At 30.9% G+C, this 23967-nt stretch carries 19 protein-coding genes and 5 tRNA genes; 23 read left to right on the forward strand and 1 reads right to left on the reverse strand.

Annotated elements, in window-relative coordinates:
- The first annotated feature begins 105 nt into the window (after positions 1-105).
- From mqnE to CAQ16704_RS02250, 8 genes are all read left to right on the forward strand, one after another.
- Positions 106-1170: an aminofutalosine synthase MqnE gene (mqnE, locus tag CAQ16704_RS02215; RefSeq protein ID WP_039666699.1), complete on the forward strand. Its 1065-nt coding sequence runs from the start codon at positions 106-108 to the stop codon at positions 1168-1170.
- Between the two features lie 8 nt (positions 1171-1178).
- The gene (locus tag CAQ16704_RS02220; protein WP_039666700.1) at positions 1179-2495 is read left to right on the forward strand and encodes an NCS2 family permease; all 1317 of its coding nucleotides are present in this window, start codon (positions 1179-1181) and stop codon (positions 2493-2495) included.
- 8 nt (positions 2496-2503) lie between these two features.
- Positions 2504-2944 (forward strand): phosphoribosyltransferase, encoded by a 441-nt coding sequence (locus CAQ16704_RS02225; protein ID WP_039666701.1) that lies wholly within the window; start codon positions 2504-2506, stop codon positions 2942-2944.
- Between the two features lie 60 nt (positions 2945-3004).
- Positions 3005-5404, forward strand: coding sequence for a molybdopterin-binding TMAO/DMSO reductase (locus CAQ16704_RS02230; protein WP_039666702.1), 2400 nt, complete (start codon positions 3005-3007; stop codon positions 5402-5404).
- A 2-nt stretch (positions 5405-5406) separates the two neighbouring features.
- The gene (locus tag CAQ16704_RS02235; protein WP_039666703.1) at positions 5407-5940 is read left to right on the forward strand and encodes a monoheme c-type cytochrome; all 534 of its coding nucleotides are present in this window, start codon (positions 5407-5409) and stop codon (positions 5938-5940) included.
- Between the two features lie 6 nt (positions 5941-5946).
- Positions 5947-7104, forward strand: a complete 1158-nt coding sequence (locus CAQ16704_RS02240; protein ID WP_039666704.1) for a membrane protein — start codon at positions 5947-5949, stop codon at positions 7102-7104.
- Entirely contained in the window at positions 7101-7841 is a 741-nt protein-coding gene (locus CAQ16704_RS02245; protein WP_039666705.1) for a pilus assembly FimT family protein, read from the forward strand. Before CAQ16704_RS02240 ends, CAQ16704_RS02245 begins: the two co-directional genes overlap by 4 nt.
- A 228-nt stretch (positions 7842-8069) precedes the next feature.
- Positions 8070-9281, forward strand: a complete 1212-nt coding sequence (locus CAQ16704_RS02250) for a major outer membrane protein (protein ID WP_039666706.1) — start codon at positions 8070-8072, stop codon at positions 9279-9281.
- Between the two features lie 29 nt (positions 9282-9310).
- On the opposite strand, the gene CAQ16704_RS02255 is transcribed toward CAQ16704_RS02250, so the two are convergent.
- Positions 9311-10045 (reverse strand): YaaA family protein, encoded by a 735-nt coding sequence (locus CAQ16704_RS02255; protein ID WP_039666707.1) that lies wholly within the window; start codon positions 10043-10045, stop codon positions 9311-9313.
- A gap of 91 nt (positions 10046-10136) precedes the next feature.
- Here CAQ16704_RS02255 and CAQ16704_RS02260 point away from each other — a divergent pair.
- From CAQ16704_RS02260 to rpoC, 15 genes are all read left to right on the forward strand, one after another.
- A tRNA-Thr gene (locus CAQ16704_RS02260) sits at positions 10137-10212 on the forward strand.
- A 42-nt stretch (positions 10213-10254) separates the two neighbouring features.
- Positions 10255-10340: transfer RNA gene (locus tag CAQ16704_RS02265), tRNA-Tyr, on the forward strand.
- A gap of 7 nt (positions 10341-10347) precedes the next feature.
- Positions 10348-10424: transfer RNA gene (locus tag CAQ16704_RS02270), tRNA-Gly, on the forward strand.
- A gap of 103 nt (positions 10425-10527) precedes the next feature.
- Positions 10528-10602, forward strand: a tRNA-Thr gene (locus CAQ16704_RS02275).
- Positions 10603-10672: 70 nt separating this feature from the next.
- Positions 10673-11872: an elongation factor Tu gene (tuf, locus tag CAQ16704_RS02280; RefSeq protein ID WP_039666708.1), complete on the forward strand. Its 1200-nt coding sequence runs from the start codon at positions 10673-10675 to the stop codon at positions 11870-11872.
- 40 nt (positions 11873-11912) lie between these two features.
- Positions 11913-12071, forward strand: a complete 159-nt coding sequence (gene rpmG / locus CAQ16704_RS02285) for a 50S ribosomal protein L33 (RefSeq protein WP_012661178.1) — start codon at positions 11913-11915, stop codon at positions 12069-12071.
- Positions 12072-12093: 22 nt separating this feature from the next.
- Positions 12094-12169 (forward strand) — tRNA-Trp (locus tag CAQ16704_RS02290).
- A gap of 16 nt (positions 12170-12185) precedes the next feature.
- Entirely contained in the window at positions 12186-12368 is a 183-nt protein-coding gene (gene secE, locus CAQ16704_RS02295) for a preprotein translocase subunit SecE (protein WP_039666709.1), read from the forward strand.
- 3 nt (positions 12369-12371) lie between these two features.
- A complete protein-coding gene (gene nusG / locus CAQ16704_RS02300) occupies positions 12372-12902 on the forward strand; it encodes a transcription termination/antitermination protein NusG (RefSeq protein ID WP_039663059.1) in 531 nt (176 codons plus the stop codon).
- A 27-nt stretch (positions 12903-12929) separates the two neighbouring features.
- The gene (gene rplK, locus CAQ16704_RS02305; RefSeq protein ID WP_039666710.1) at positions 12930-13355 is read left to right on the forward strand and encodes a 50S ribosomal protein L11; all 426 of its coding nucleotides are present in this window, start codon (positions 12930-12932) and stop codon (positions 13353-13355) included.
- A 63-nt stretch (positions 13356-13418) separates the two neighbouring features.
- Positions 13419-14120, forward strand: a complete 702-nt coding sequence (rplA, locus tag CAQ16704_RS02310) for a 50S ribosomal protein L1 (protein WP_039666711.1) — start codon at positions 13419-13421, stop codon at positions 14118-14120.
- A gap of 154 nt (positions 14121-14274) precedes the next feature.
- Positions 14275-14754, forward strand: coding sequence for a 50S ribosomal protein L10 (gene rplJ / locus CAQ16704_RS02315; protein WP_039666712.1), 480 nt, complete (start codon positions 14275-14277; stop codon positions 14752-14754).
- A 23-nt stretch (positions 14755-14777) separates the two neighbouring features.
- Positions 14778-15155 (forward strand): 50S ribosomal protein L7/L12, encoded by a 378-nt coding sequence (gene rplL, locus CAQ16704_RS02320; RefSeq protein WP_039666713.1) that lies wholly within the window; start codon positions 14778-14780, stop codon positions 15153-15155.
- A 90-nt stretch (positions 15156-15245) separates the two neighbouring features.
- The gene (gene rpoB / locus CAQ16704_RS02325; protein WP_039666714.1) at positions 15246-19382 is read left to right on the forward strand and encodes a DNA-directed RNA polymerase subunit beta; all 4137 of its coding nucleotides are present in this window, start codon (positions 15246-15248) and stop codon (positions 19380-19382) included.
- Positions 19375-23928, forward strand: coding sequence for a DNA-directed RNA polymerase subunit beta' (gene rpoC / locus CAQ16704_RS02330; RefSeq protein ID WP_039666715.1), 4554 nt, complete (start codon positions 19375-19377; stop codon positions 23926-23928). The genes rpoB and rpoC overlap by 8 nt, the downstream gene beginning before the upstream one ends.
- The last annotated feature ends 39 nt before the right edge of the window (positions 23929-23967 follow it).

The raw sequence follows: 23967 nt of genomic DNA on the forward strand, positions 1-23967 counted from the left end.
TTCCTTAGTATTGAATTTCTTATATCATACCAAAAATATTTTGTATTAAATTTTAAGTAAGTTGAAATTATAATTATACTTTTAAATTTAAAAAATGGTAAGAATATGCAAACAATTATAAAAAAATTAGAAAATCAAGAAAGATTAAATGAAGAAGAAGCAAACGAGCTTTGGAATTTGGAACTTTTTACTTTAGGAAAATATGCACAAAAAATTCGCACTAATTTGCATGGTAAAAAAGTTTATTTTAATGTCAATCGCCATATCAATCCTACAAATATATGTGTGGATACTTGTAAATTTTGTGCCTTTTCAGCTCATAGAAAAAATCCCAACCCTTATACTATGACTCATGAAGAGATTATGAAAATAGTTGATGAAACAGTTCAAAGAGACACTAAAGAAATTCATATAGTTTCAGCACACAATAAAAACACATCGTGGCAATGGTATTTAGAAATTTTTAAAATGATTAAACAAAAATATCCATTTTTACACATTAAAGCTTTAACTGCTGCTGAGGTTGATTTTTTAAGTAGAGCATTTAATATGAGTTATGAAGAAATTATAGAAAAAATGCTTGAATATGGTGTAGATTCTATGCCAGGTGGTGGAGCTGAAATTTTTGATGAAGAGGTTCGAAAAAGAATTTGTCATGGCAAAGTTAGCAGTGAAAACTGGTTAAAAATTCACAAACTTTGGCATGAAAAAGGAAGACAAAGTAATGCCACTATGTTATTTGGGCATATAGAAAGTAGGGAAAATAGAATCAATCATATGATAAGATTAAGAAATCTTCAAGATCAAACCGGTGGTTTTAATGCTTTTATACCTTTAGTTTGGCAACAAGATAATAGTTTTATTACAGGTAAAAAACCACTAGGTTCGGTTGAAATTTTAAAAACCTTAGCCATAGCAAGAATAGTGCTTGATAATATCAAAAATATTAAAGCTTATTGGGCAACTATGGGGATAAATCTAGCTATGGTTGCTCAAGATTTTGGAGCAAATGACTTAGATGGAACTATAGAAAAAGAAAGCATACAAAGTGCAGGTGGTGCAAAAAGTTCAAATGGTTTAAATTTGAAAACTTTTGTGGAAATGATACAAAGTTCAGGTTATATTGCAATAGAACGCGATAGTTTATATAATGAATTAAAAACTTATTAAGGATAAAAATGGATTTTTTTAAACTTAAAGAACATAATACAGATATAAAAACAGAAATTTATGCAGGTATTGCTACTTTTTTAGCAATGATTTATATTATACCAGTTAATGCAAATATTATGAGTAAATCAGGTATGCCATTAGAAGCTTTAATCATAGCCACTGCATTAGTAACTATCATAGCCACTGCTTTTAGTGCCTTTTTTTCTAATACTCCGGTGGCTATGAGTGTGGGTATGGGTTTAAATGCATATTTTACTTTTAGTGTGTGTGGTACTTATCAAATTCCTTGGCAAAGTGCTTTAGGTGCTGTATTTTTATCAGGTTTTATTTTTACTTTATTATCTTTTACTAATTTTAGAATTTGGGTTATTAAAAGCATACCAAATGATTTAAGAAAAGCCATATCAGCAGGTATTGGAACCTTTATAGCATTTATGGGGCTTGTGCAAATGGGGATTATTACAAAAAATGAAGCAACTTTAGTCGGCTTAGGAGATTTTTCAAGCACTAAAGTACTTTTTGGTTTGTTTGGCTTATTTTTAGTTTTTGTGTTTTGGGCTTGGAAGATTAAAGGTGCATTTATTTTAGCTGTATTTGTGAGTGCTTTATGTGCTTGGATTTTTGGCATTGATGGGGCTAAATTTCCAGAACAACTTTTATCTTTACCAGTTATTAGTGGAGATAATGGCTTAAGTGCTATATTTGGCAAACTTGATATTAAAGGTGCATTAGAACTTAGTATGATCCCTATAGTATTAACTTTTTTTGTAACTCAACTTTTTGATAGTGTGGGAACTATCACAGGCGTGGGTTCAAGAGGAAAAATTTTTGATGATCCAAAGCAAGGTGAAAAAAAACTAGGTAAAACCTTAGGAGCTGATGCGGTAAGTTCAGCTATGGGTGCAGTAGTAGGAACTTCCACGGTTACTGCATTTGTGGAAAGTTCAGCGGGTGTTGAAGCAGGTGGTAGAACAGGACTTACGGCTTTAGTAGCTGCTATATGTTTTGTTTTTACTTTATTTTTATTGCCAGTATTTAAAGCAATTCCTTCAAATTCTATCTATCCTATTTTAGTTCTTGTTGGAGTTTTAATGTTTATGGAAGTTGCTAATATTAATTTTAAAGACAAAGCTATAGCAGTAAGTGCGTTTTTTATCATCATTATGATGCCATTAACTTATTCTATCACAACAGGCTTTGCTTTTGGTTTTATAGCATATTTATTTATGTGTATTATGCAAAAAGAATTTGATAAAATTAATCTTGGTATCATCGTTTTAAGTGCAATTTCATTGCTAGTATTTTTATTACAATTTTTATAGGAAAAATTATGTATTATTACACTTATGAAGAATTTCAAAAAGAAATTATACCTTTTACGCGTAAAATTAAAGAAGAATTTAACCCTGATGTTTTGCTTGCCATAGCAAGAGGTGGTATGACTTTAGGGCATTTTTTGGCAGAAGGTATGGGAAATAGAAATTTATTTTCTTTAAATTCTATTCACTATGAAGATACTCAAAAGCTAGATACGATTAAAATTTTTAATATTCCTAATCTTAATTCATATAAAAAAATTCTTTTGGTAGATGATATTATAGATAGTGGTGAAACTATGATAGAAATTAAAAGAGTTTTAATGGAAAAATATCCTCATTTAGAACTTAAGGTTGCTAGCGTGTTTTACAAGCCTTCAGCATTATTAATTCCTGAGTTTTGTATTAAAGAAGCAAAAGAGTGGATAGAATTTTTTTGGAGCATTAAAATTTAGCTCTTTGTAAGAAATGTTGTGTAATATATTGCATATTATCTTAACAAGGAGGATATTTTAATGAGTTTAACAAGAAGAAAGTTTTTAAAAGGACTTGCTGCGACTTCTGCACTTGTCTCGGTTAATCCTTTAATGGCTGCAAATGGGGGAACTAAGTTTTATGATACTAAAAAAATTCCTCACGCAACACACTTTGGTGCTTTTTGGGCTGAAGTCAATTCAGAGGGCAAAATAGTTAAAACTATTCCACAACAATCTGATAAACATCCTTCTATTATCACTGATGCTATTGTTGATAGAACATATTCAGATACTAGGGTGAAATATCCTTGCGTTAGAAAAAGCTTTTTAGAAGGTAAAAAAAGACCTAAATTAAGAGGAAAAGAGCCTTTTGTAAGAGTAAGTTGGGAAAAAGCTTTAGAATTGGTTTTAGAGAAACTAAAAGAAACTCCTATTGAAAATTTATTCAATGCAAGTTATGGTGCTTGGGGACATGTAGGCTTATTGCACAATTGTAACTCTGTAGCTGGAAGATTTTTTAATACTGCTTTAGGCGGTCACATAGGAACAGATGGTGAGTATAGTAATGGTGCTGCTGGTAGGGTTAATGCGACTATAATGGGAGATTTGGAAGTTTATTCTTTGCAAACTTCTCACGAGGTTATCTTAGAAAATACTCAAGTTTATGTTTTATGGGGAGCTGACCTTTATAAATGTAATCAAATTGATTTTAAGGTTGCAAATCGTGGAAATGATGAGTATTATAAAAAATACAGCAAATCAAAAATCAAATTTATCACAATCGATCCTCAATACACTCAAACAGCTGAAATTTTAAATGCTGATTGGATTAAAATTCGTCCAAATACCGATGTGGCTTTAATGCTTGGTATGATGAATTATCTTTATAAAAGTGGCAAGTATGATAAAAAATTTATAGAAAAATATACTGATGGTTTTGATAAATTCTTACCTTATTTGCTTGGAAAAACTGATGGTATTGATAAAACTCCAGCTTGGGCTGCAAATATTACTGGCGTTGAAGAAAAAGTTATCACAAGCTTAGCAGATACTTTTGTTAAAAATAGAACTTTCTTAGCAGGTAATTGGGCTATGCAAAGAGCTCAGCATGGAGAACAAGCTGATTGGACTTTAATGGTTTTAGCTTCTATGATAGGGCAAGTTGGCTTACCAGGTGGTGGATTTGGTTTTTCTATGCATTATTCAGGTGGTGGACAAGCTTTTTCAGGTGTAAGATTACCAGTAGGTTTACCACAGGGTAAAAATAATCTTGATACTAATATACCAGCAAGTAGAATTTCAGAAGCTATTTTAAACCCAGGTAAAACTATTAAATTTAAAGGTAAAGAAATCACTTATCCAAAAATTAAATTAATGTATGTTGTTGGAGCTTCGGTTTTAGGTCACCATCCAAATACTAATGAGCTTATTAAAGCTTTGAGGACTCTTGATACATTAATCGTACATGAGCCTTGGTGGACTCCTATGGCAAAAATGGCAGATATTGTATTACCTTCAACTACAACTTTAGAAAGAGATGATATTAGCTTTGGTGGTTCTTATTCTCAAGATTATGTTTATGCTATGAAAAAAGTAATTGAACCTTATTTTGAAAGTAGAAATGATTATGATATTTTTGAAGAATTAGCAAAAAGAATAGGCGAGAGAGAACATAAAAAATTCACAGGAAATAAAACAAAACAACAATGGCTTGAAGGGTTTTATGGCAGAAGTGATTGTCCTTATTATATGGAATTTGCTGATTTTTGGAAGCAAGGTTTTATTTATTTTGAGCCACCAAAAGAAGCTTATAATTATGTTAGACATTCTGAATTTAGAGCAGATCCTGTGGCAAATAAACTTGCAACAGAAAGTGGAAAAATTCAAATTTATTCACCAAAATTTGAAAAGTATAATTTAGAGGATTTTAAAGCACATCCTACTTGGTTTGAACCAGCTGAATGGTTAGGCAATGAAAAATTGGTTAAAAAATATCCTTTTCATTTAGTAAGCCCACATCCAAGATATAGAGTGCATTCTCAACTTGATAATACTTGGGTAAGAGATTTATACAAAATTCAGGGTAGAGAACCAGTTGTTATAAATACAAATGACGCTAAAAAACTTGGCATTACTCACGGAGAGGTTGTAGAAGTATTTAACGATCGTGGCTCACTTTTAGCAGGTGCTTTTGTAACAGATAATATCATGGAAGGGGTTATTAGTATCCAAGAGGGTGCTTGGTATGATCCTGAAGATGTAGATGATAATAAGCCAAGATGTAATGCAGGTCATGTGAATGTTTTAACTAGCTCAAGACCAACTTCAACTATGGCTCAAGCAACCAGTGTAAATACTTGTTTAGTAGGTATTAAAAAGTTAAAAGAAGTTATAAAACCATATAACTCAACTACACCGCCAAAAATTATAGGAGCTTAATAATGAAAAAAATTATATTAGCATTGACTTTTTTAGCTAGTACCCTATTTGCCAAAGATATGTTTATTTTTAATGAGAAAGTAGATCTTTTAGATAGTGCTAGTAAAAAGGTGGTAGGACAAATTTATGAAGGCTCTAAAGTAGAACTTGTAAAAGAAGAGGGTGAATATTCTTTGATAAAAGTTAAAGGTGAGGTAGTAGATTCAAATCCAAAAAGTCTTGCTTATACTAAAGATGGAATTTATCTTTTACTTACTTTAAATGCTAAAAATGCAAGCAATGAAATGGAATTTTTAGTTAAAAGTAAAGATTTAACTGATAAAGAAATTCTTGCTTGGGATGAGATAGAATTAACTTATTATGATACTTGCACAAGTTGTCATGCAGCTCATAAACCAAAAGAACACTTAATGGAAGAATGGGATGCATATTTATCCGCCATGCAAGGTTTTGCAAAGATTACTGACGCAGAAAAAGCTAGAATTTTAAGATTTTTACAATCTCACGCAAGTAATGGACCTGTAAAGCTTGACTAATCAAAAATGAAAAGGTATTTACTAGCCGTTTTATTTTTTGACTTTTGTGCTTTGTTGTATGGTATAAGCACTTTATCTATAAGTTACAATGAAGCACAAATTTACTTTTATGATCATAGTTTAATAGCTATAATTGCCAGATTTGGCACTGCTATTTTTGGTCAAAATGATTTTGGATTAAGACTTCCTTTTGTTTTATTGCATTCATTAAGTTGTATTTTACTTTATATTTTGGCTTTAAAATACACTAGAACTTCTTTTGATGCTTTTATATCTGTAGTTTTATTTATACTACTACCAGGTAGTGTTGCTAGTGCATTGCTTATAAATGAATCAAGTATTGTAATCTTTTTAACACTTCTAATTTTAGTTTTGTTTGAATATAAAAAAAATATACTTTTTTTTATATTATTTTTTTTAGTATTATTTGTAGATAAAAATTTTGCTATTTTATATTTATCTTTTTTCTTTTATGGAATTTATAATAAAAATAAAATCCTTATAGGACTTTCTTTGATTTTATTTGGTATTTCTATGAGTGTTTATGGTTTTGATGCAAGTGGTAAGCCTAAGGGGTATTTTTTAGATACTTTAGGCGTTTTTGCTGCCTGTTTTTCGCCTTTAATTTTTCTTTATTTTTTTTATGTAATATATAGAATTCTTTTACAAGCCAATAAACCACTTTTATGGTTTATTAGTGCTACTACTTTTATTTTTTGTTTGATATTTTCTATCAGACAAAGACTTTTTTTAGAAGATTTTTTACCTTTTTGTGTAGTTTGCACCCCGCTTTTGATCCGCTATTTAATGTCTTCATATCGTTCAAGAGTTCCTGAACTTCGCTTAAAACATAAGATATTCATTGAATGCTCTTTAGCATTTTTGGTAATTTTTTATCTTGGAATTATCTTTAACCATAGTTTTTATTATGTATTAAATAAACCTAAAAAACATTTTGCATATGATTATCATATTGCAAAAAATTTAGCTATGAAGCTAAAAGAACAAAATATCAATTCTATTAATCTTAAAGATGATGATTTAGCTTTAAGATTGAAATTTTACGGAATTTCTAAAGGCAAGACAAAGCTTATATTTACACAAAAACCTAGTAATTTATATGTGAGTTTAGGCAAACATAAATTATACTTTGAAGTAAAATGAAAAAATCATTTACCCTTATAGAATTAATTTTTGTTTGCATGATATTTTCAATCTTGTTTTCTATGGGATATTTTTATTTTAAACCTGATTATTTGCGTTTAGGTGCTGAACAAATTTTAAATGATATTAAATACACTAGACATTTAGCGATGATACAAAATGATTTTAGAGTAAAAGAATTTAATGTTGCAAAAAGAGAGTGGTATAAAGCAAAATGGCAAATTTATTTTATACGCTCACAATCAGCAACCAACAATGAACAAACATATACTATTTTTTTAGATAAAAACGGAGATGGCAATGCAAATATAGGTAAAAATATAGTCAATAAAGACAGAGAAATAGCAGTTGATTTATTAAATCCAAACATTTTAATGAATTCAGGTCAAAGTGGAGTGATAAATCAAAATGATTTTAAAGCAAATCCTAGATATAACATAGAAAAAACTTATGGCATTAATAAAGTATTATTTGAAGGTGCTTGCAAAGGAAGCACGCGTTTAATTTTTGATGATTATGGTCGTTTATATACTCCATTAAAAAATTCTTTGCGGGTTTTTGATAAGCTTTCAAATTATACAAATGATTGTATTATAAGATTATCCAATAAAAAAAACCAACATATATGTATTATCATCAATCCAATAAGTGCTTATGCTTTTATTCCAGATTTTAATCAAAATAATAAACAACCAATCACCATAAACAATAAAAATTTATATTGTGAAAATTTATAATTTTTTTAGTTTCCAAGCATTAACTATCAAAGAGCATAATTACACTTGTAAAACAAACATTCATAGATAACTCCTTAGTTTTTAAAGGTCTATTCTTTATGACTAGACCTTTGGAAATTTTTTTATAAAATACTGCAGTTTTTATATTTTTATTTAGTTTTAAGAATTTTCATAAAAAATTATGCTATAATCCCCAATGTAGTTTTAATTTAAATAAGGAGAATTCTCATGAAACTAGTTAAACTTAGTTTAGTAGCAGCTTTGGCTGCAGGTGCTTTTTCAGCAGCTAATGCTGTTTCACTTGAAGAAGCTATAAAAGATGTTGATGTATCAGGAATGTTAAGATACAGATTTGAATCTAACAGATACACACAAGGTGATGAAGTTTCTAATGGTTACAGTGGTAACAAAGCGAACAGACACAGATTCAAATCACAACTAAATTTCAAAGCAGCTTTAGATGATAACTTCAAAGCTTTCGTTCAATTTGAATACAATCAAACAGATTTTGGTTTTGGTAGTCAAGCACAAGGAAATCTTGGTACTGGAACAAAAAGTACATTTGGTGTAAAACAAGCTTACTTAGAATACACTAACGAAACTTATGCTACAAGCGTAACTTTCGGTAAATTAGAAGTTGGTTCTATTTGGACTGATGATGCAGTAGGCACAGGAGCTAAAATCGTTAATAATTCTATCGAAGGTTTAACTTTTGCAGGTTATTGGTTTGATGCTTTAAACTATGTTGATGATGGTGATTTTGGTACAACAAAACTAAATAAATCTTCACTATATGGTGCTGCTGTATTAGGCGATTTTGATCCATTTGCTTTCCAATTATGGGCTGCTTATTCAGCTAACAATGCGTTCTTATATGCAATTGATGCTAGCTATAAATTCAGCTTCAATGATGCAAACTTCAAAATCCAAGGTCAATATTTAGGCAATAGCTTAGATGGCGATTTTGAAAACTTCTACAATAACGCTGTAGATAATGGTAGCTTCTATGCAGCTAAATTAAGTGGAGATATTTCTGCATTTGATTTCCAATTAGGTGTTGTAGGCTATGGTGAAAAAGACAAAAAAACTGTAGTTACTTTAGAAGATTTAGGTAAAGTTATTGCTCCAGGTGAAAGAATTTTCTATTCTGAAGGTAGTGATTTAAGAGGTGATTTTGGTGAAAACTTCTTCTACTTTGCAGGTTTAGGTTATACTTTTGCTGAAACTGTAAGAGTAGGATTTGACTATGTAGGTGGTAAATCTGAGCAAGTTGGTTATGATATAGACAAAAACGAATATGTTGCAAGAGTATCTTATGCTTATAGTCCAAAACTTACATTTAGTGGATTTTATTCTTACTTAACTGAAGATTTCGGTATTCAAGGTGTTGATAATGGTGATAACCAATTCATCAGACTTCAAGCTTTATACAAATTCTAATTATAAAAGCTAAGCCTTTTTGGCTTAGCTTAAACTTGTAAAACTATTTCTTCTTTTAATCCTTGTTTTTTAATCTCTTTAATTTTTAAATCATTTGGTAGTTTATTGAATATTTCTTCTTTTGTATTTATATTGTGCTGAGCTAATATTTTTAAAATTATTCCTCTATATGCTTTTGCATAATGGCTTATAATTTTAGAATTTTTTAAAAAAACAAAAGTAATAAAAGGTTGTTTTATAGTGTAAAATTTCTCATAAAATTTAGCTCTTAGATCTATTATTGTTTTATTTTCCAACAAACCATCAATGTCTTTTGAAAAATTTTCTTTATAAAATTTTTCTATATTAAAGTCTTTGATTTTCTCTCCTTGTTTAAATTTATAATAAGGAATTAAGTCTTTTGCTAAGATTGGTCCAAAAAGATTAGAAAATATCAAAACATTTTCATCTATGTATTTTTTAGAATTAGCATTTAAACTACTATAATCTAAGTGTTCAAAAGCAACTCCATTATATCTTTTAATAGCTTTTATGGTTTTTTGATTTAATATATTTTGACTTAGATTATGAATTTCGTTTATATCTTTTACACCAAAAAATTTCTCAAGATCTAATATACTACAATTTTTAATAAATTCTTGATATTTATTCAAAGCTTCTATTCTCTTGTTATACTTATGCTTGAAAACAAATGACTCACAATTTATTGGTTCGTGAGTAGCTATTTTGTTTTTGCTCTCACTAGGTGAAAATAAAATTATCATATATAATCCTTATTGTTTTAAAAATTATACAAAATTAGTTACAATGCTTGACATTGTTTTAAAATTTTAATATAATTCAACTTTATTTTTTGCTGGTTTAGCTCAGTTGGTAGAGCAGCTGCCTTGTAAGCAGCAGGTCGGGGGTTCAAGTCCCTTAACCAGCTCCATTGTTAATAGCAGTGTTTGACCAGAAATAAGGCATTTTTCATGGTGAGTTACTCAAGTGGCCAACGAGGGCAGACTGTAAATCTGCTGGCTTTCGCCTTCCGTGGTTCGAATCCACGACTCACCACCATTGCTTTGCGGGAGTAGCTCAGTTGGCTAGAGCATCAGCCTTCCAAGCTGAGGGTCGCGGGTTCGAGTCCCGTTTCCCGCTCCAACCCAAATTTTGGCAGAGTGAAACTGGGAGCTGTTTTTTATATTCAGAATTTCTAGCAGTTTCAATCCAAAATAATTATTTATGTTTTTTGATTTTTCTGAGCGCTCGTATGGCTCAGAGGTAGAGCACTCCCTTGGTAAGGGAGAGGTCGCGGGTTCAAGTCCCGCTATGAGCTCCATTGAATTGAAAAGATTATAAAACATAAATTTTTTAAGTATTTGTTTGTAAATTTTATATGGAGGAAAAAGATGGCTAAAGAAAAATTTTCACGTAATAAGCCTCACGTAAATATTGGTACTATTGGTCACGTTGATCATGGTAAAACAACTTTAACAGCTGCTATCTCTGCTGTTCTTTCTAGAAGAGGTTTGGCTGAGCTAAAAGATTATGATAATATCGATAATGCTCCTGAAGAAAAAGAGCGTGGTATTACTATTGCTACATCTCATATTGAGTATGAAACAGAAAATCGCCACTATGCTCATGTTGATTGTCCAGGTCACGCAGACTATGTTAAAAATATGATTACTGGTGCTGCTCAAATGGATGGTGCTATTCTTGTTGTTTCTGCTGCAGATGGTCCAATGCCACAAACTAGAGAGCATATTCTACTTTCTCGTCAAGTAGGTGTACCATATATCGTTGTTTTTATGAATAAAGCTGATATGGTTGATGATGCTGAATTATTAGAATTAGTTGAAATGGAAATTAGAGAATTATTAAGCTCATATGATTTCCCAGGAGATGATACACCAATTATTTCAGGTTCTGCTTTACAAGCACTTGAAGAAGCAAAAGCTGGTCAAGATGGTGAATGGTCTAAAAAAATCCTAGATCTTATGGCTGCAGTTGATGAATATATTCCAACTCCAACCCGTGATACAGATAAAGATTTCTTAATGCCTATCGAAGATGTATTCTCTATTTCAGGTCGTGGTACAGTTGTTACTGGTAGAATTGAAAAAGGTGTTGTAAAAGTTGGCGATACTATTGAAATAGTTGGTATTAGAGATACTCAAACAACCACAGTAACTGGTGTTGAAATGTTTAGAAAAGAAATGGATCAAGGCGAAGCAGGTGATAATGTAGGTGTTCTTCTTCGTGGAACTAAAAAAGAAGATGTTCTTCGTGGTATGGTTCTTGCTAAACCAAAATCAATTACACCACATACTGATTTTGAAGCTGAAGTTTATATTTTAAATAAAGATGAAGGTGGTCGTCATACACCATTCTTTAATAATTACAGACCACAATTTTATGTAAGAACAACCGATGTAACTGGTTCTATCAAACTTGCAGATGGTGTTGAAATGGTTATGCCAGGTGAGAATGTAAGAATTACTGTAAGTCTAATTGCTCCAGTTGCACTTGAAGAAGGTACTCGTTTTGCTATCCGTGAGGGTGGACGTACTGTTGGTTCAGGTGTTGTTTCTAAAATTATTAAATAATTATAAGCGAGATTTTATCTCGCTTTTTTAAGGGATAAAAATGAGAATTAAAGTCGGATTAAAATGTGAAGAATGTGGTGATATTAACTACAGCACTTTTAAAAATAGTAAAAATACAACTGAAAAGTTAGAATTAAAAAAGTATTGTCCTAGATTAAAAAAACATACTATTCATAAAGAAGTTAAATTAAAAAGTTAAGGCTTTATAGGTAAAAGCCCCTAGGGCAATAGCTCCAATGGTAGAGCGCCGGATTCCAAATCCGATGGTTGGGGGTTCGAGTCCCTCTTGCCCTGCCACAAAATAAGGTTAAATATGGAAAAACTAATAACTTATTTTAAATTATCAAAAGCTGAATTAGGAAAAGTAATTTGGCCTTTGAAAGAGCAAGTTAGAAATGCTTATATTACAGTTTTTGTAGTTGTTGCTGTTGTTTCTTTGTTTTTGGCATTAGTTGATTTGATTATGTCATTTTCATTATCTAAAATTATAGGATAGAAAATGAATCACAAATGGTATGCAATTCAAACTTATGCAGGCAGTGAAATGGCTGTAAAAAAAGCTATAGAAAATTTAGTTAGAGATCATGGAATTCAAGAGCAATTACTAGAAGTTATTGTTCCGACTGAAGATGTGATTGAATTTAAAAATGGTAAAGAAAAAATAAGCGAAAGAAGCTTATATTCTGGTTATGTTTTTGCAAATATTGATTTATCAACTGAGCTTTGGCATAAAATACAATCTTTACCAAAAGTAGGAAGATTTATAGGGGAAAGTAAAAAACCAACCCCATTAAGTGAAAAAGATATCAATCTTATTTTAGAAAAGGTGAAAAATAAAGCAGCACCTAAGCCTAAAATTTCATTTGATAAAGAAGAAAGTGTAAGAATAACCGAAGGTCCTTTTGCAAACTTTGTTGGTATTGTAGAAGAATATGATATGGTTAGAGGTGTTTTAAAACTAAATGTTTCAATATTTGGCAGATCAACCCCAGTGGAAATCTTATACTCTCAAGTTGAAAAGATAGTTTAATAATATAGCAAGTAAAGGAGAAAGGTTATGGCTAAAAAAGTCGTAGGAGAAATTAAATTACAAATAGCTGCTACTAAGGCTAATCCATCACCTCCAGTTGGTCCTGCTTTGGGTCAGCAAGGTGTAAATATTATGGAATTTTGTAAAGCATTTAACGAAAAAACAAAAGATATGGCTGGTTTTAATATTCCAGTTGTTATTACTGTTTATGCAGATAAAAGCTTTACTTTTATTACTAAACAGCCACCAGCAACTGATTTGATTAAAAAAACTGCTGGTATTTCTAAAGGTGCAGATAATCCTCTTAAAAATAAAGTAGGAAAACTCACTAAAGCACAAGTTTTAGAGATTGTTGATAAAAAAATTGCTGATATGAACACAAAAGATAGAGAGCAAGCTGCTAAGATTATTATGGGTTCTGCTCGTTCTATGGGTGTTGAAATCGTAGATTAATACTCTTTACCGCTAGGAGTTTAAAAAAGCGGTAGCACTTTATATAAAATGCGGAGAAAATTAATGTCAAAAAATACTAAAAGATTTACAGAATTATTAAAAAAGATAGATTCAAATAAAAATTACTTAATGGATGAGGCAATTAGTGCAGTAAAAACTCTTGCTTCTGCTAAATTTGATGAAACGGTTGAAATAGCATTAAAACTAAATGTTGATCCAAGACATGCTGATCAAATGGTAAGAGGTAGTGTTGTTTTACCAGCTGGTACAGGAAAAAAAGTTCGTGTTGCAGTAATTGCTAAAGATGCTAAAGCAGATGAAGCAAAAAATGCTGGTGCTGATATAGTTGGAAGTGATGATTTGGTTGAAGAAATTCAAAAAGGAAATATGAATTTTGATGTTTTAATCGCTACTCCAAATTTAATGGGTTTAGTTGGTAAAGTTGGTCGTATTTTAGGTCCGAAAGGTTTAATGCCAAATCCAAAAACTGGGACAGTTACAATGGATGTTGCTCAAGCTGTAAATAATGCTAAAAACGGACAAGTGAATTTTCGTGTAGATAAACAAGGTAATATTCATGCAGGATTAGGTAAAGTAAGCTTTACACAAGAACAATTAAAAGAAAATATAACAGCTTTTGTTAAAGCTATCAATAAGCATAAACCAGCAGCAGCAAAAGGAAGATACATTAAAAACGCAAGTCTTTCTTTGACTATGAGTCCTTCTCTTTCTCTTGATACTCAAGAATTACTTGATACAAAATAAAATTAATGAGAGTTTTTACTCTCATTAATAAAAATTAGATAAGATAATGCTTTTTATTTTATCTAATTTTTATCTTAGATTGGAGATAGCCGAGGTCTTAGGACTTAATTAGATTTCTACTCTGCTTGAAATCACCGGTCGGAAAGGAGTAAAGATGACTAAAAGCCAAAAAGTTGAACTTGTTTCTAAACTTGAGGAAAGTTTTAAGGTTAGTGAAGCAGTTATAGTTTGTAACTATAAAGGTTTAAATACTAAAAAACTTGAAGAGCTAAGAAGCAATGCAAGAGAAGTGGATGTTAAAGTTCAAATTATAAAAAATACTTTAGCAAGTATTGCTCTTAAAAATGCCGGCAAAGATGGAATGGAACTTAAAGATACTAATATTTATCTTTGGGGTGAAGATCAACTAAATGTTTCAAAAGTTGCTGATAAATTTAATGAAGCAAATCAAGCATTTGAGATTAAAACTGCTTTTATTGAAGGCGAAGTTGCTTCAGTTGATAAGGTTAAAGCTTTAGCTAAAATGCCTTCTCGCAACGAATTGCTTGCTATGCTTTTGCAAGTTTGGAATGCACCAATTACCAATTTTACAATTGGATTAAATGCATTAAAAGAAAAAAAAGAAGCTGAATAAAAATATAAAAAAAAGGATAAATTATGGCAATTACTAAAGAAGATGTATTAGAATTTATTTCTAACCTAAGTGTTCTTGAACTTTCAGAGTTAGTAAAAGAATTTGAAGAAAAATTTGGTGTTTCTGCAGCTCCAGTTATGGTTGCAGGTGCCGCTGTTGCAGGTGCTACAGGTGCTGCTGCTGAAGAAAAAACTGAATTTGATATTGTAATACAAGATGGTGGTGACAAAAAAATAAATGTTATTAAAGTTGTTCGTGCTTTAACTGGCCTTGGACTAAAAGAAGCAAAAGATGCAGTTGAGCAAACTCCATCAGTTATTAAAGAAGGTGTTAGTAAGGCTGAGGCTGAAGAAGCTAAAAAACAACTTGAAGAAGCTGGCGCTAAGGTTGAGCTTAAATAAATTTTGTTTTAAAAGAAAGGATTTATATCCTTTCTTGTTTTCCTTTAATTAGGATTCTTTCTTTTAATACTTTTACCATGGGGTATAATTATGTTAAATTCACAATCAGGAAATCGTTTAAGAGTAGACTTCTCGAATGTTCCACAACAAATAGACATTCCAAATTTATTACAATTGCAAAAAAAGAGTTTTGATTATTTTTTAAATTTAGACGCAAAAAATTCAGAAAGTGGAATTGAAAAAGTATTTAAATCTATTTTTCCAATTCATGATCCACAAAATAGATTAAGTTTAGAATATGTAAGTAGTGAAGTAGGTAAACCAAAATACACTATAAGAGAGTGTATGGAAAGAGGATTGACTTATTCGGTTAATTTAAAAATGAAAATCCGTCTTACTTTACATGAAAAAGATGAAAAAACTGGCGAAAAAATTGGTATAAAAGATATCAAAGAACAAGAAATTTATATTAGAGAAATTCCTTTAATGACAGATAGAATTTCTTTTATTGTTAATGGGGTAGAAAGAGTTGTTGTAAACCAACTTCATAGAAGCCCTGGTGTTATTTTTAAAGAAGAAGAAAGTTCTACTGTTGCTAATAAATTAGTATATACAGCTCAAATTATACCAGATAGAGGATCTTGGCTTTATTTTGAATACGATGCCAAAGATATTCTTTATGTGCGTATTAATAAAAGAAGAAAAATACCTATTACAATTTTGTTTAGAGCACTTGGTTATAAAAAACAAGATATTATAAAATTATTTTATCCTATACAAACTATTCATGTTAAAAAAGATAAATTTTTAACCGAGTTTAATCCAAATGATTTTTTAGATAGAGTTGAATATGATCTAAAAGATGACAAAGGAAATATTATACACCAAGCTGGTAAAAGAATGACTAAGAAAAAAGCAGAACAGCTTGTAAAAGATGGTGTTAAGTGGGTGGAATATCCAATTGAAATTTTAACAAATAGATATTTAGCAAATCCAATTATCAATAAAGAAACTGGAGAAGTTTTATTTGATTCATTAACATTGTTAGATGAAGCAAAGATAGCTAAAATTAAAGAAGAAAAAAAACAATTTGATATAGCAAATGATTTAGCCAATGGAGTAGATGCGGCTATTATCAATTCTTTTATTCAAGATAATGAAACTTTGAAATTATTAAAACAAACTGAAAATATAGATGATGAAAACGATTTAGCTGCAATTAGAATTTATAAAGTTATGAGACCAGGTGAGCCTGTTGTAAAAGATGCTGCGAAAGCTTTTGTAAATGATTTGTTTTTTAATCCAGAAAGATATGATCTAACTAAAGTTGGTCGTATGAAAATGAATCATAAACTAGGTTTAGATACGCCTGAATATGTTACAGTTTTAACAAATGAGGATATAGTAAAAACTGCAAAATATCTTATAAAAGTTAAAAATGGTAGAGGGCATATTGACGATAGAGATCATTTGGGTAATCGTCGTATAAGATCTATTGGGGAACTTTTGGCAAATGAGCTTCATATAGGTTTAGCTAAAATGCAAAAATCTATTAGAGATAAATTTACAGCTTTGAATACTGATATTGAAAAGGTTATGCCATATGATTTGATCAATCCTAAAACAATAACTGTAACCATTATGGAATTTTTTACCGGTGGTCAATTATCACAATTTATGGATCAAACTAATCCTTTAAGTGAGGTTACCCATAAGCGTCGTTTATCTGCACTCGGAGAAGGTGGTCTTGTAAAAGAAAGAGCTGGATTTGAAGTGCGTGATGTTCATGCAACTCATTATGGAAGAATTTGTCCTGTTGAAACTCCAGAAGGACAAAATATTGGTTTGATAAATACACTTTCTACTTATGCTAGAGTAAATGATTTAGGTTTTGTTGAAGCACCTTATAAAAAAGTTGAAAATGGAAAAGTAAGTAATGAAATTGTGTATTTAACGGCTACGCAAGAAGAGGGCTTGGTAATTGCTGCTGCTTCAACTAAAACTGATGATAAAGGCAATATTGTTGAAGAATTTGTTGAAGCAAGACAAGATGGAGAAACAATTTTAGCTAGAAGAGAAGAAGTACAATTAATCGACCTTTGTTCAGGTATGATAGTTGGTGTTACGGCCTCTTTAATTCCATTCTTAGAACATGATGATGCAAACAGGGCTTTGATGGGTTCAAACATGCAGCGTCAAGCGGTACCGCTTTTAACAACTCAAGCTCCAATTGTTGGAACAGGAATGGAAAAAATAATAGCTAGAGATGCTTGGGAGGCTATTAAAGTTAAAAGAGCTGGTATAGTTGAAAAAGTTGATAATAAAAATATCTTTATATTAGGTGAAGATGAAAATGGTCCATTTATAGATCATTATAAAATGGAAAAAAATTTAAGAACCAACAATAATACAACATTTATTCAACGTCCTATTGTAAAAAAAGGTGAAATTGTACAAGTAGGTCAAATTATCGCAGATGGTCCAAGTATGGATCTAGGCGAACTTGCTATTGGTAAAAACGCTTTAATTGCTTTTATGCCATGGCATGGATATAACTATGAAGATGCTATTGTAATTAGTGAAAAGATTTTGCGTGAAGACACTTTTACTAGCGTACATATTTATGAAAAAGAGGTTGAAGCTAGAGAGTTAAAAGATGGTGTAGAAGAAATCACAAAAGATATTCCAAATATCAAAGAAGAGGATTTAGCTCATCTTGATGAAAGTGGTATAGCAAAAATAGGAACTCATATAAAACCTGGCATGATTTTAGTTGGTAAGGTTTCTCCAAAAGGCGAGGTTAAACCAACCCCAGAGGAAAGATTATTAAGAGCTATTTTTGGTGAAAAAGCTGGACATGTTGTTAATAAATCTTTATATGCTACAGCTTCTTTAGAAGGTGTAGTGGTTGATGTGAAAATCTTTACTAAAAAAGGTTATGAGAAAGATACACGTGCTGTAAAAGCTTATGATGAAGAAAAGTTAAATCTTGAAAAAGAGCACCACGATAGACTTTTAATGATGGATAGAGAAGAAATTTTAAGAGTATGCTCTTTACTTTCTAAATCGCCTTTAAATTCAAATGAAGAAATTAATGGTGTAAAATATAAAAAAGGTGCAAAGGTAGACATTAAAGAACTTGAAAAAATAAATCGCTTTGCTTTAAATTCTTTAGTAAAGGCTTATTCTAAAGAAGTTCAAAAAGAATATGATGATTTAAAAAATCATTTTCAAAATGAAAAGAAAAAACTAAAAACAGAACATGATGAAAAATTAGAAATTCTAGAAAAAGATGATATATTGCCAAGTGGTGTAGTAAAACTTGTTAAAGTTTATATTGCTACAAAAAGAAAATTAAAAGTTGGTGATAAAATGGCAGGACGCCATGGAAATAAAGGTATTGTGTCTAATATTGTTCCTGAAGTTGATATGCCATATTTGCCTGATGGAAGACCTATTGATATAGCTTTAAATCCTTTGGGGGTTCCAAGTCGTATGAATATTGGACAAATTCTTGAAAGCCATTTAGGCATAGTAGGAATGAAATTAGGAGATCAAATTCAAGAAATTTTTGATAGAAAACAAAAAGATTTTATAAAAGAGCTACGTAAAAAAATTCTTGAAATTTGTGATGTTTCTAGACTAAAAATCGAGAAAAAATTTATACAAACACTTAATGATGAACAATTAATTGCTTATGCTAGAGATTGGACTAAAGGTGTAAAATTTGCTACGCCTGTTTTTGAAGGTGTTACAGTTGAGGAACTTGGTAAGCTTTTTGAAATGGCAAAAATTGCTATGGATGGAAAAAGCGAACTTTATGATGGAAGAACTGGCGAAAAAATGGCAGAACGCGTTCATGTTGGATGTATGTATATGCTTAAATTGCACCATTTAGTAGATGAAAAAGTACATGCAAGAAGTACAGGACCTTATAGTCTTGTAACACAACAACCAGTAGGTGGTAAAGCATTGTTTGGTGGACAAAGATTTGGTGAGATGGAGGTTTGGGCTCTTGAAGCTTATGGAGCAGCTCATACTCTAAGAGAAATGCTTACTATAAAATCTGATGATGTTGAAGGTAGATTTAGTGCTTATAAAGCTTTAACAAAAGGTGAGAATGTTCCAGCAACAGGTATTCCAGAGACATTCTTTGTACTTACAAATGAATTAAAATCTCTTGCTTTAGATGTTGAGATTTTTGATAAGGATGAGAATAATGAGTAAATTTAAACCTATCGAAATAAAAGAAGATGGCAGACCTAGAGACTTTGAAGCTTTTCAATTAAGACTTGCAAGTCCTGAAAAAATCAAATCATGGTCTTATGGGGAAGTAAAAAAACCTGAAACAATTAATTATAGAACTTTAAAGCCTGAAAGAGATGGACTTTTTTGCGCTAAAATTTTTGGACCGGTAAGAGATTATGAGTGTCTTTGTGGTAAGTATAAGAAAATGCGTTTTAAAGGCATTAAGTGCGAAAAATGTGGCGTTGAAGTTACTAGTTCTAAAGTACGCCGTTCAAGAATGGGGCATATTGAATTAGTTACACCAGTTGCTCATATTTGGTATGTAAATTCTTTGCCAAGTCGTATCGGTACTTTGCTTGGTGTAAAAATGAAAGATCTAGAACGTGTGTTGTATTATGAAGCATATATAGTAGAAAATCCAGGTGATGCATACTATGATAATGAAAATACTAAAAAAGTTGAATTTTGTGATGTATTAAATGAAGAGCAGTATTTAAATTTAATGCAGCGTTATGAAAGCAGTGGTTTTAAAGCTAGAATGGGTGGAGAAGTTGTTAGAGATTTGTTAGCAAATTTAGATCTTGTTGAGCTTTTAAATCAATTAAAAGAAGATATTTTAGCAACTAATTCTGAAGCTAAGAAAAAGACAATCATTAAACGTTTAAAAGTAGTAGAAAATTTTCTAAATAGCAATTTAAATACTAATACAAATAGTGATGAAGTTGTTCCAAATCGTCCTGAATGGATGATGATTACGAATTTACCTGTATTGCCACCTGATTTAAGACCTTTAGTTGCTCTAGATGGTGGAAAATTTGCAGTTTCTGATGTAAATGATTTATATAGAAGAGTTATTAATAGAAATACACGTTTAAAAAGACTAATGGAACTTGATGCACCTGAAATTATTATAAGAAATGAAAAAAGAATGCTTCAAGAGGCTGTTGATGCATTATTTGATAATGGTAGAAGAGCAAATGCTGTTAAGGGTGCAAACAAACGACCATTAAAATCTTTAAGTGAAATTATTAAAGGTAAGCAAGGTCGTTTTAGACAAAATCTACTTGGTAAAAGGGTGGATTTTTCAGGTCGTAGCGTTATTGTTGTTGGTCCAAAACTTAGGATGGATCAGTGCGGATTACCTAAAAAAATGGCTTTAGAATTATTTAAACCACATTTATTAGCCAAGCTTGAAGAAAAAGGTTATGCTACAACAGTTAAGCAAGCTAAAAAAATGATAGAAAATAAAACAAATGAAGTTTGGGAGTGTTTGGAAGAGGTTGTTAAAGGTCATCCTGTAATGCTTAATCGTGCACCAACTTTACATAAACTTTCCATACAAGCATTTCATCCTGTACTTGTAGAAGGTAAGGCTATACAACTTCATCCTTTAGTTTGTGCTGCATTTAATGCTGACTTTGATGGAGACCAAATGGCTGTACATGTGCCTTTATCACAAGAAGCAATTGCTGAATGTAAAATATTAATGCTATCATCTATGAATATCTTACTTCCTGCAAGTGGTCGTTCAGTAACTGTTCCATCTCAAGATATGGTTTTAGGAATTTATTATTTATCTTTGGAAAAAGATGGTGCTAAAGGTGAACATAAGATTTGTACGGGTATTGAGGAAGTTATGATTGCTTTAGAAGCAAAATCTTTAGATATTCATGCAAGCATTAGAAGTGTAATTGATGGTAGAAAAATTACAACGACTGCTGGTAGATTGATTATTAAATCTATACTACCTGATTTTGTTCCAGAAAATATGTGGAACAAAGTAATGAAGAAAAAAGATATAGCCGCTTTAGTTGATTTTATATACAAAGAAGGTGGTCTAGAGATAAGTGCTAGCTTTTTAGATAAACTTAAAGATCTTGGTTTTGAGTATGCGACAAAGGCTGGAATTTCAATTTCAATTGCAGATATTATAGTTCCAAATAAAAAACAAAAAAATATTGATGAAGCAAAAAAACAAGTCAGAGAAATTCAAAATTCATATAATTTAGGTTTGATTACTTCAGGCGAAAGATACAATAAAATCATTGATATTTGGAAAAGTACTAACAATATTTTATCAAAAGATATGATGGATTTGATTAAAAAAGATAAAGATGGATTTAACTCCATTTATATGATGGCAGATTCTGGTGCTAGAGGTTCAGCTGCTCAAATTTCTCAGCTTGCTGCTATGAGAGGACTTATGGCTAAACCTGATGGTTCTATTATTGAAACACCAATTATTTCAAACTTCCGTGAAGGACTTAATGTTCTTGAGTATTTCATTTCAACTCACGGTGCTAGAAAAGGTCTTGCAGATACTGCGTTAAAAACAGCAAATGCAGGTTATTTGACAAGAAAGCTTATTGATGTTGCTCAAAATGTTAAAGTAACTATAGAAGATTGTGGAGCACATGAGGGTGTTGAAATTAATGAGATTACAGCAGATGGTATTGTAATTGAAACTTTAGAAGAAAGAATTTTAGGAAGAGTTTTAGCGGAAAATATTATAGATTCCATTACAAATGAAATTTTATTTTCAGAAGGAACTTTAATAGATGAAGAAAAAGCTAGAATTGTTGTTGAAAGCGGAATAAAAAGCGTAAGTATTAGGACCCCTATTACGTGTAAAGCTAAAAAAGGTGTATGTTCTAAATGCTATGGTATTAACTTAGGTGAGGGTAAATTAGTTAAACCAGGAGAAGCTGTTGGTATTATTTCAGCTCAATCAATTGGTGAACCAGGAACCCAACTTACACTTAGGACATTCCATAGTGGTGGTACAGCAAGCACAGATTTACAAGATCGTCAAGTAGTAGCTCATAAAGAAGGTTTTGTAAGATTTTATAATCTTAATACATATAAAGACAGAGAAGGCAAGACTATTGTTGCTAATCATCGCAATGCTGCTATTTTACTTGTTGAGCCAAAAATTAAAGCTCCATTTAAGGGCGTAGTCCATATTGAGCATGCATATGAAGATGTGGTAGTAAGCGTAAAAGCTAAAAATAATGAAGCTAAATTTATACTAAGAAAATATGACTTAGCAAAAGCAAATGAACTTGCTGGGGTAAGTGGTAATATCGAAGGTAAATTATATATTCCATATAATGATGGTGATGAAGTAGCTGAAAATGAAAGTATAGTAGAAGTTATCAAAGAAGGTTGGAATATACCAAACCGTATTCCTTATGCAAGTGAATTGTTAGTAAAAGATGGAGATCCAATTACTCAAGATATTGTAGCTGGTGCAAAAGGTACTTTGAAATTTTATATGCTTAAAGGCGATGGTTTAGATAGAATTAGAAAATTAAAAAAAGGCGATATAGTTAAAGAAAAAGGTGTGTTTGTTGTAATTGCAGATGAAAATGATAGAGAAGCAAAAAGACACTATATTCCAAGAGAATCTGTGATTGAATTTAACGATAGTACTTTTATAGATGATCCTAAAACCGTGATTGCAAAATCAAGTAAAGAAGATAAAACAATTATTGCTGAATGGGATGCATATAACAATACTGTAATTGCAGAAATTGCAGGAACTATTAATTTTGAAGATATTGAATCAGGTTATAGTGCTGATGAGCAAATTGATGAAGCAACAGGAAAAAGATCACTTGTAATTAATGAATATTTACCAAGTGGAGTGCGACCTACCTTATTAATTATAGGTGAAAACGATAAGGTTTTACGTTATCAATTAGAACCTAAAACTGTTATTTATGTAAATGATGGTGATAAAGTTAAGCAAGCAGATATTTTAGCTAAAACACCAAAAGCAGCAACTAAATCAAAAGATATTACCGGAGGTCTTCCAAGGGTTTCTGAATTATTTGAAGCAAGAAAACCAAAAAATACTGCTGTAGTAGCAGAAATTGATGGAGTTGTAAGATTTGATAAACCTTTGAGATCAAAAGAAAGAATCATCATTCAAGCCGAAGATGGAAGTAGTGCAGAGTATTTAATAGATAAATCAAAACGTATTCAAGTAAGAGATGGAGAATTTATCCATGCAGGAGAAAAATTAACCGATGGAATTATCTCAAGTCATGATGTTTTAAGAATTTTAGGTGAAAAAGCATTACATTATTATCTTATTTCTGAAATTCAGCAAGTTTATCGTGGGCAAGGTGTTGTGATTTCTGATAAACATATTGAAATTATTGTATCACAAATGTTAAGACAAGTTAAAATAGTAGATAGCGGTAACACTAATTTTATTGTAGGTGATTTGGTTTCAAGAAGAAAATTCAGAGAAGAAAATGAGAGAATTTTAAAACATGGGGGAGAACCTGCAGTAGCTGAACCAGTATTACTAGGAGTAACAAGGGCAGCTATCGGAAGTGATAGTGTGATTTCAGCTGCATCATTCCAAGAAACAACTAAGGTTTTAACAGAAGCAAGTATTGCAGGTAAATTTGATTATCTTGAAGATCTAAAAGAAAATGTAATTTTAGGTCGTATGATTCCTGTTGGTACAGGTCTTTATGGAGATCAAAATTTAAAACTTAAACAACAAAATTAATTTTTATCCTAGCAATTTTGCTAGGATTTTTTATTTTTT

Source organism: Campylobacter sp. RM16704 (assembly GCF_000816245.1).
Classification (GTDB): Bacteria; Campylobacterota; Campylobacteria; order Campylobacterales; family Campylobacteraceae; genus Campylobacter_D.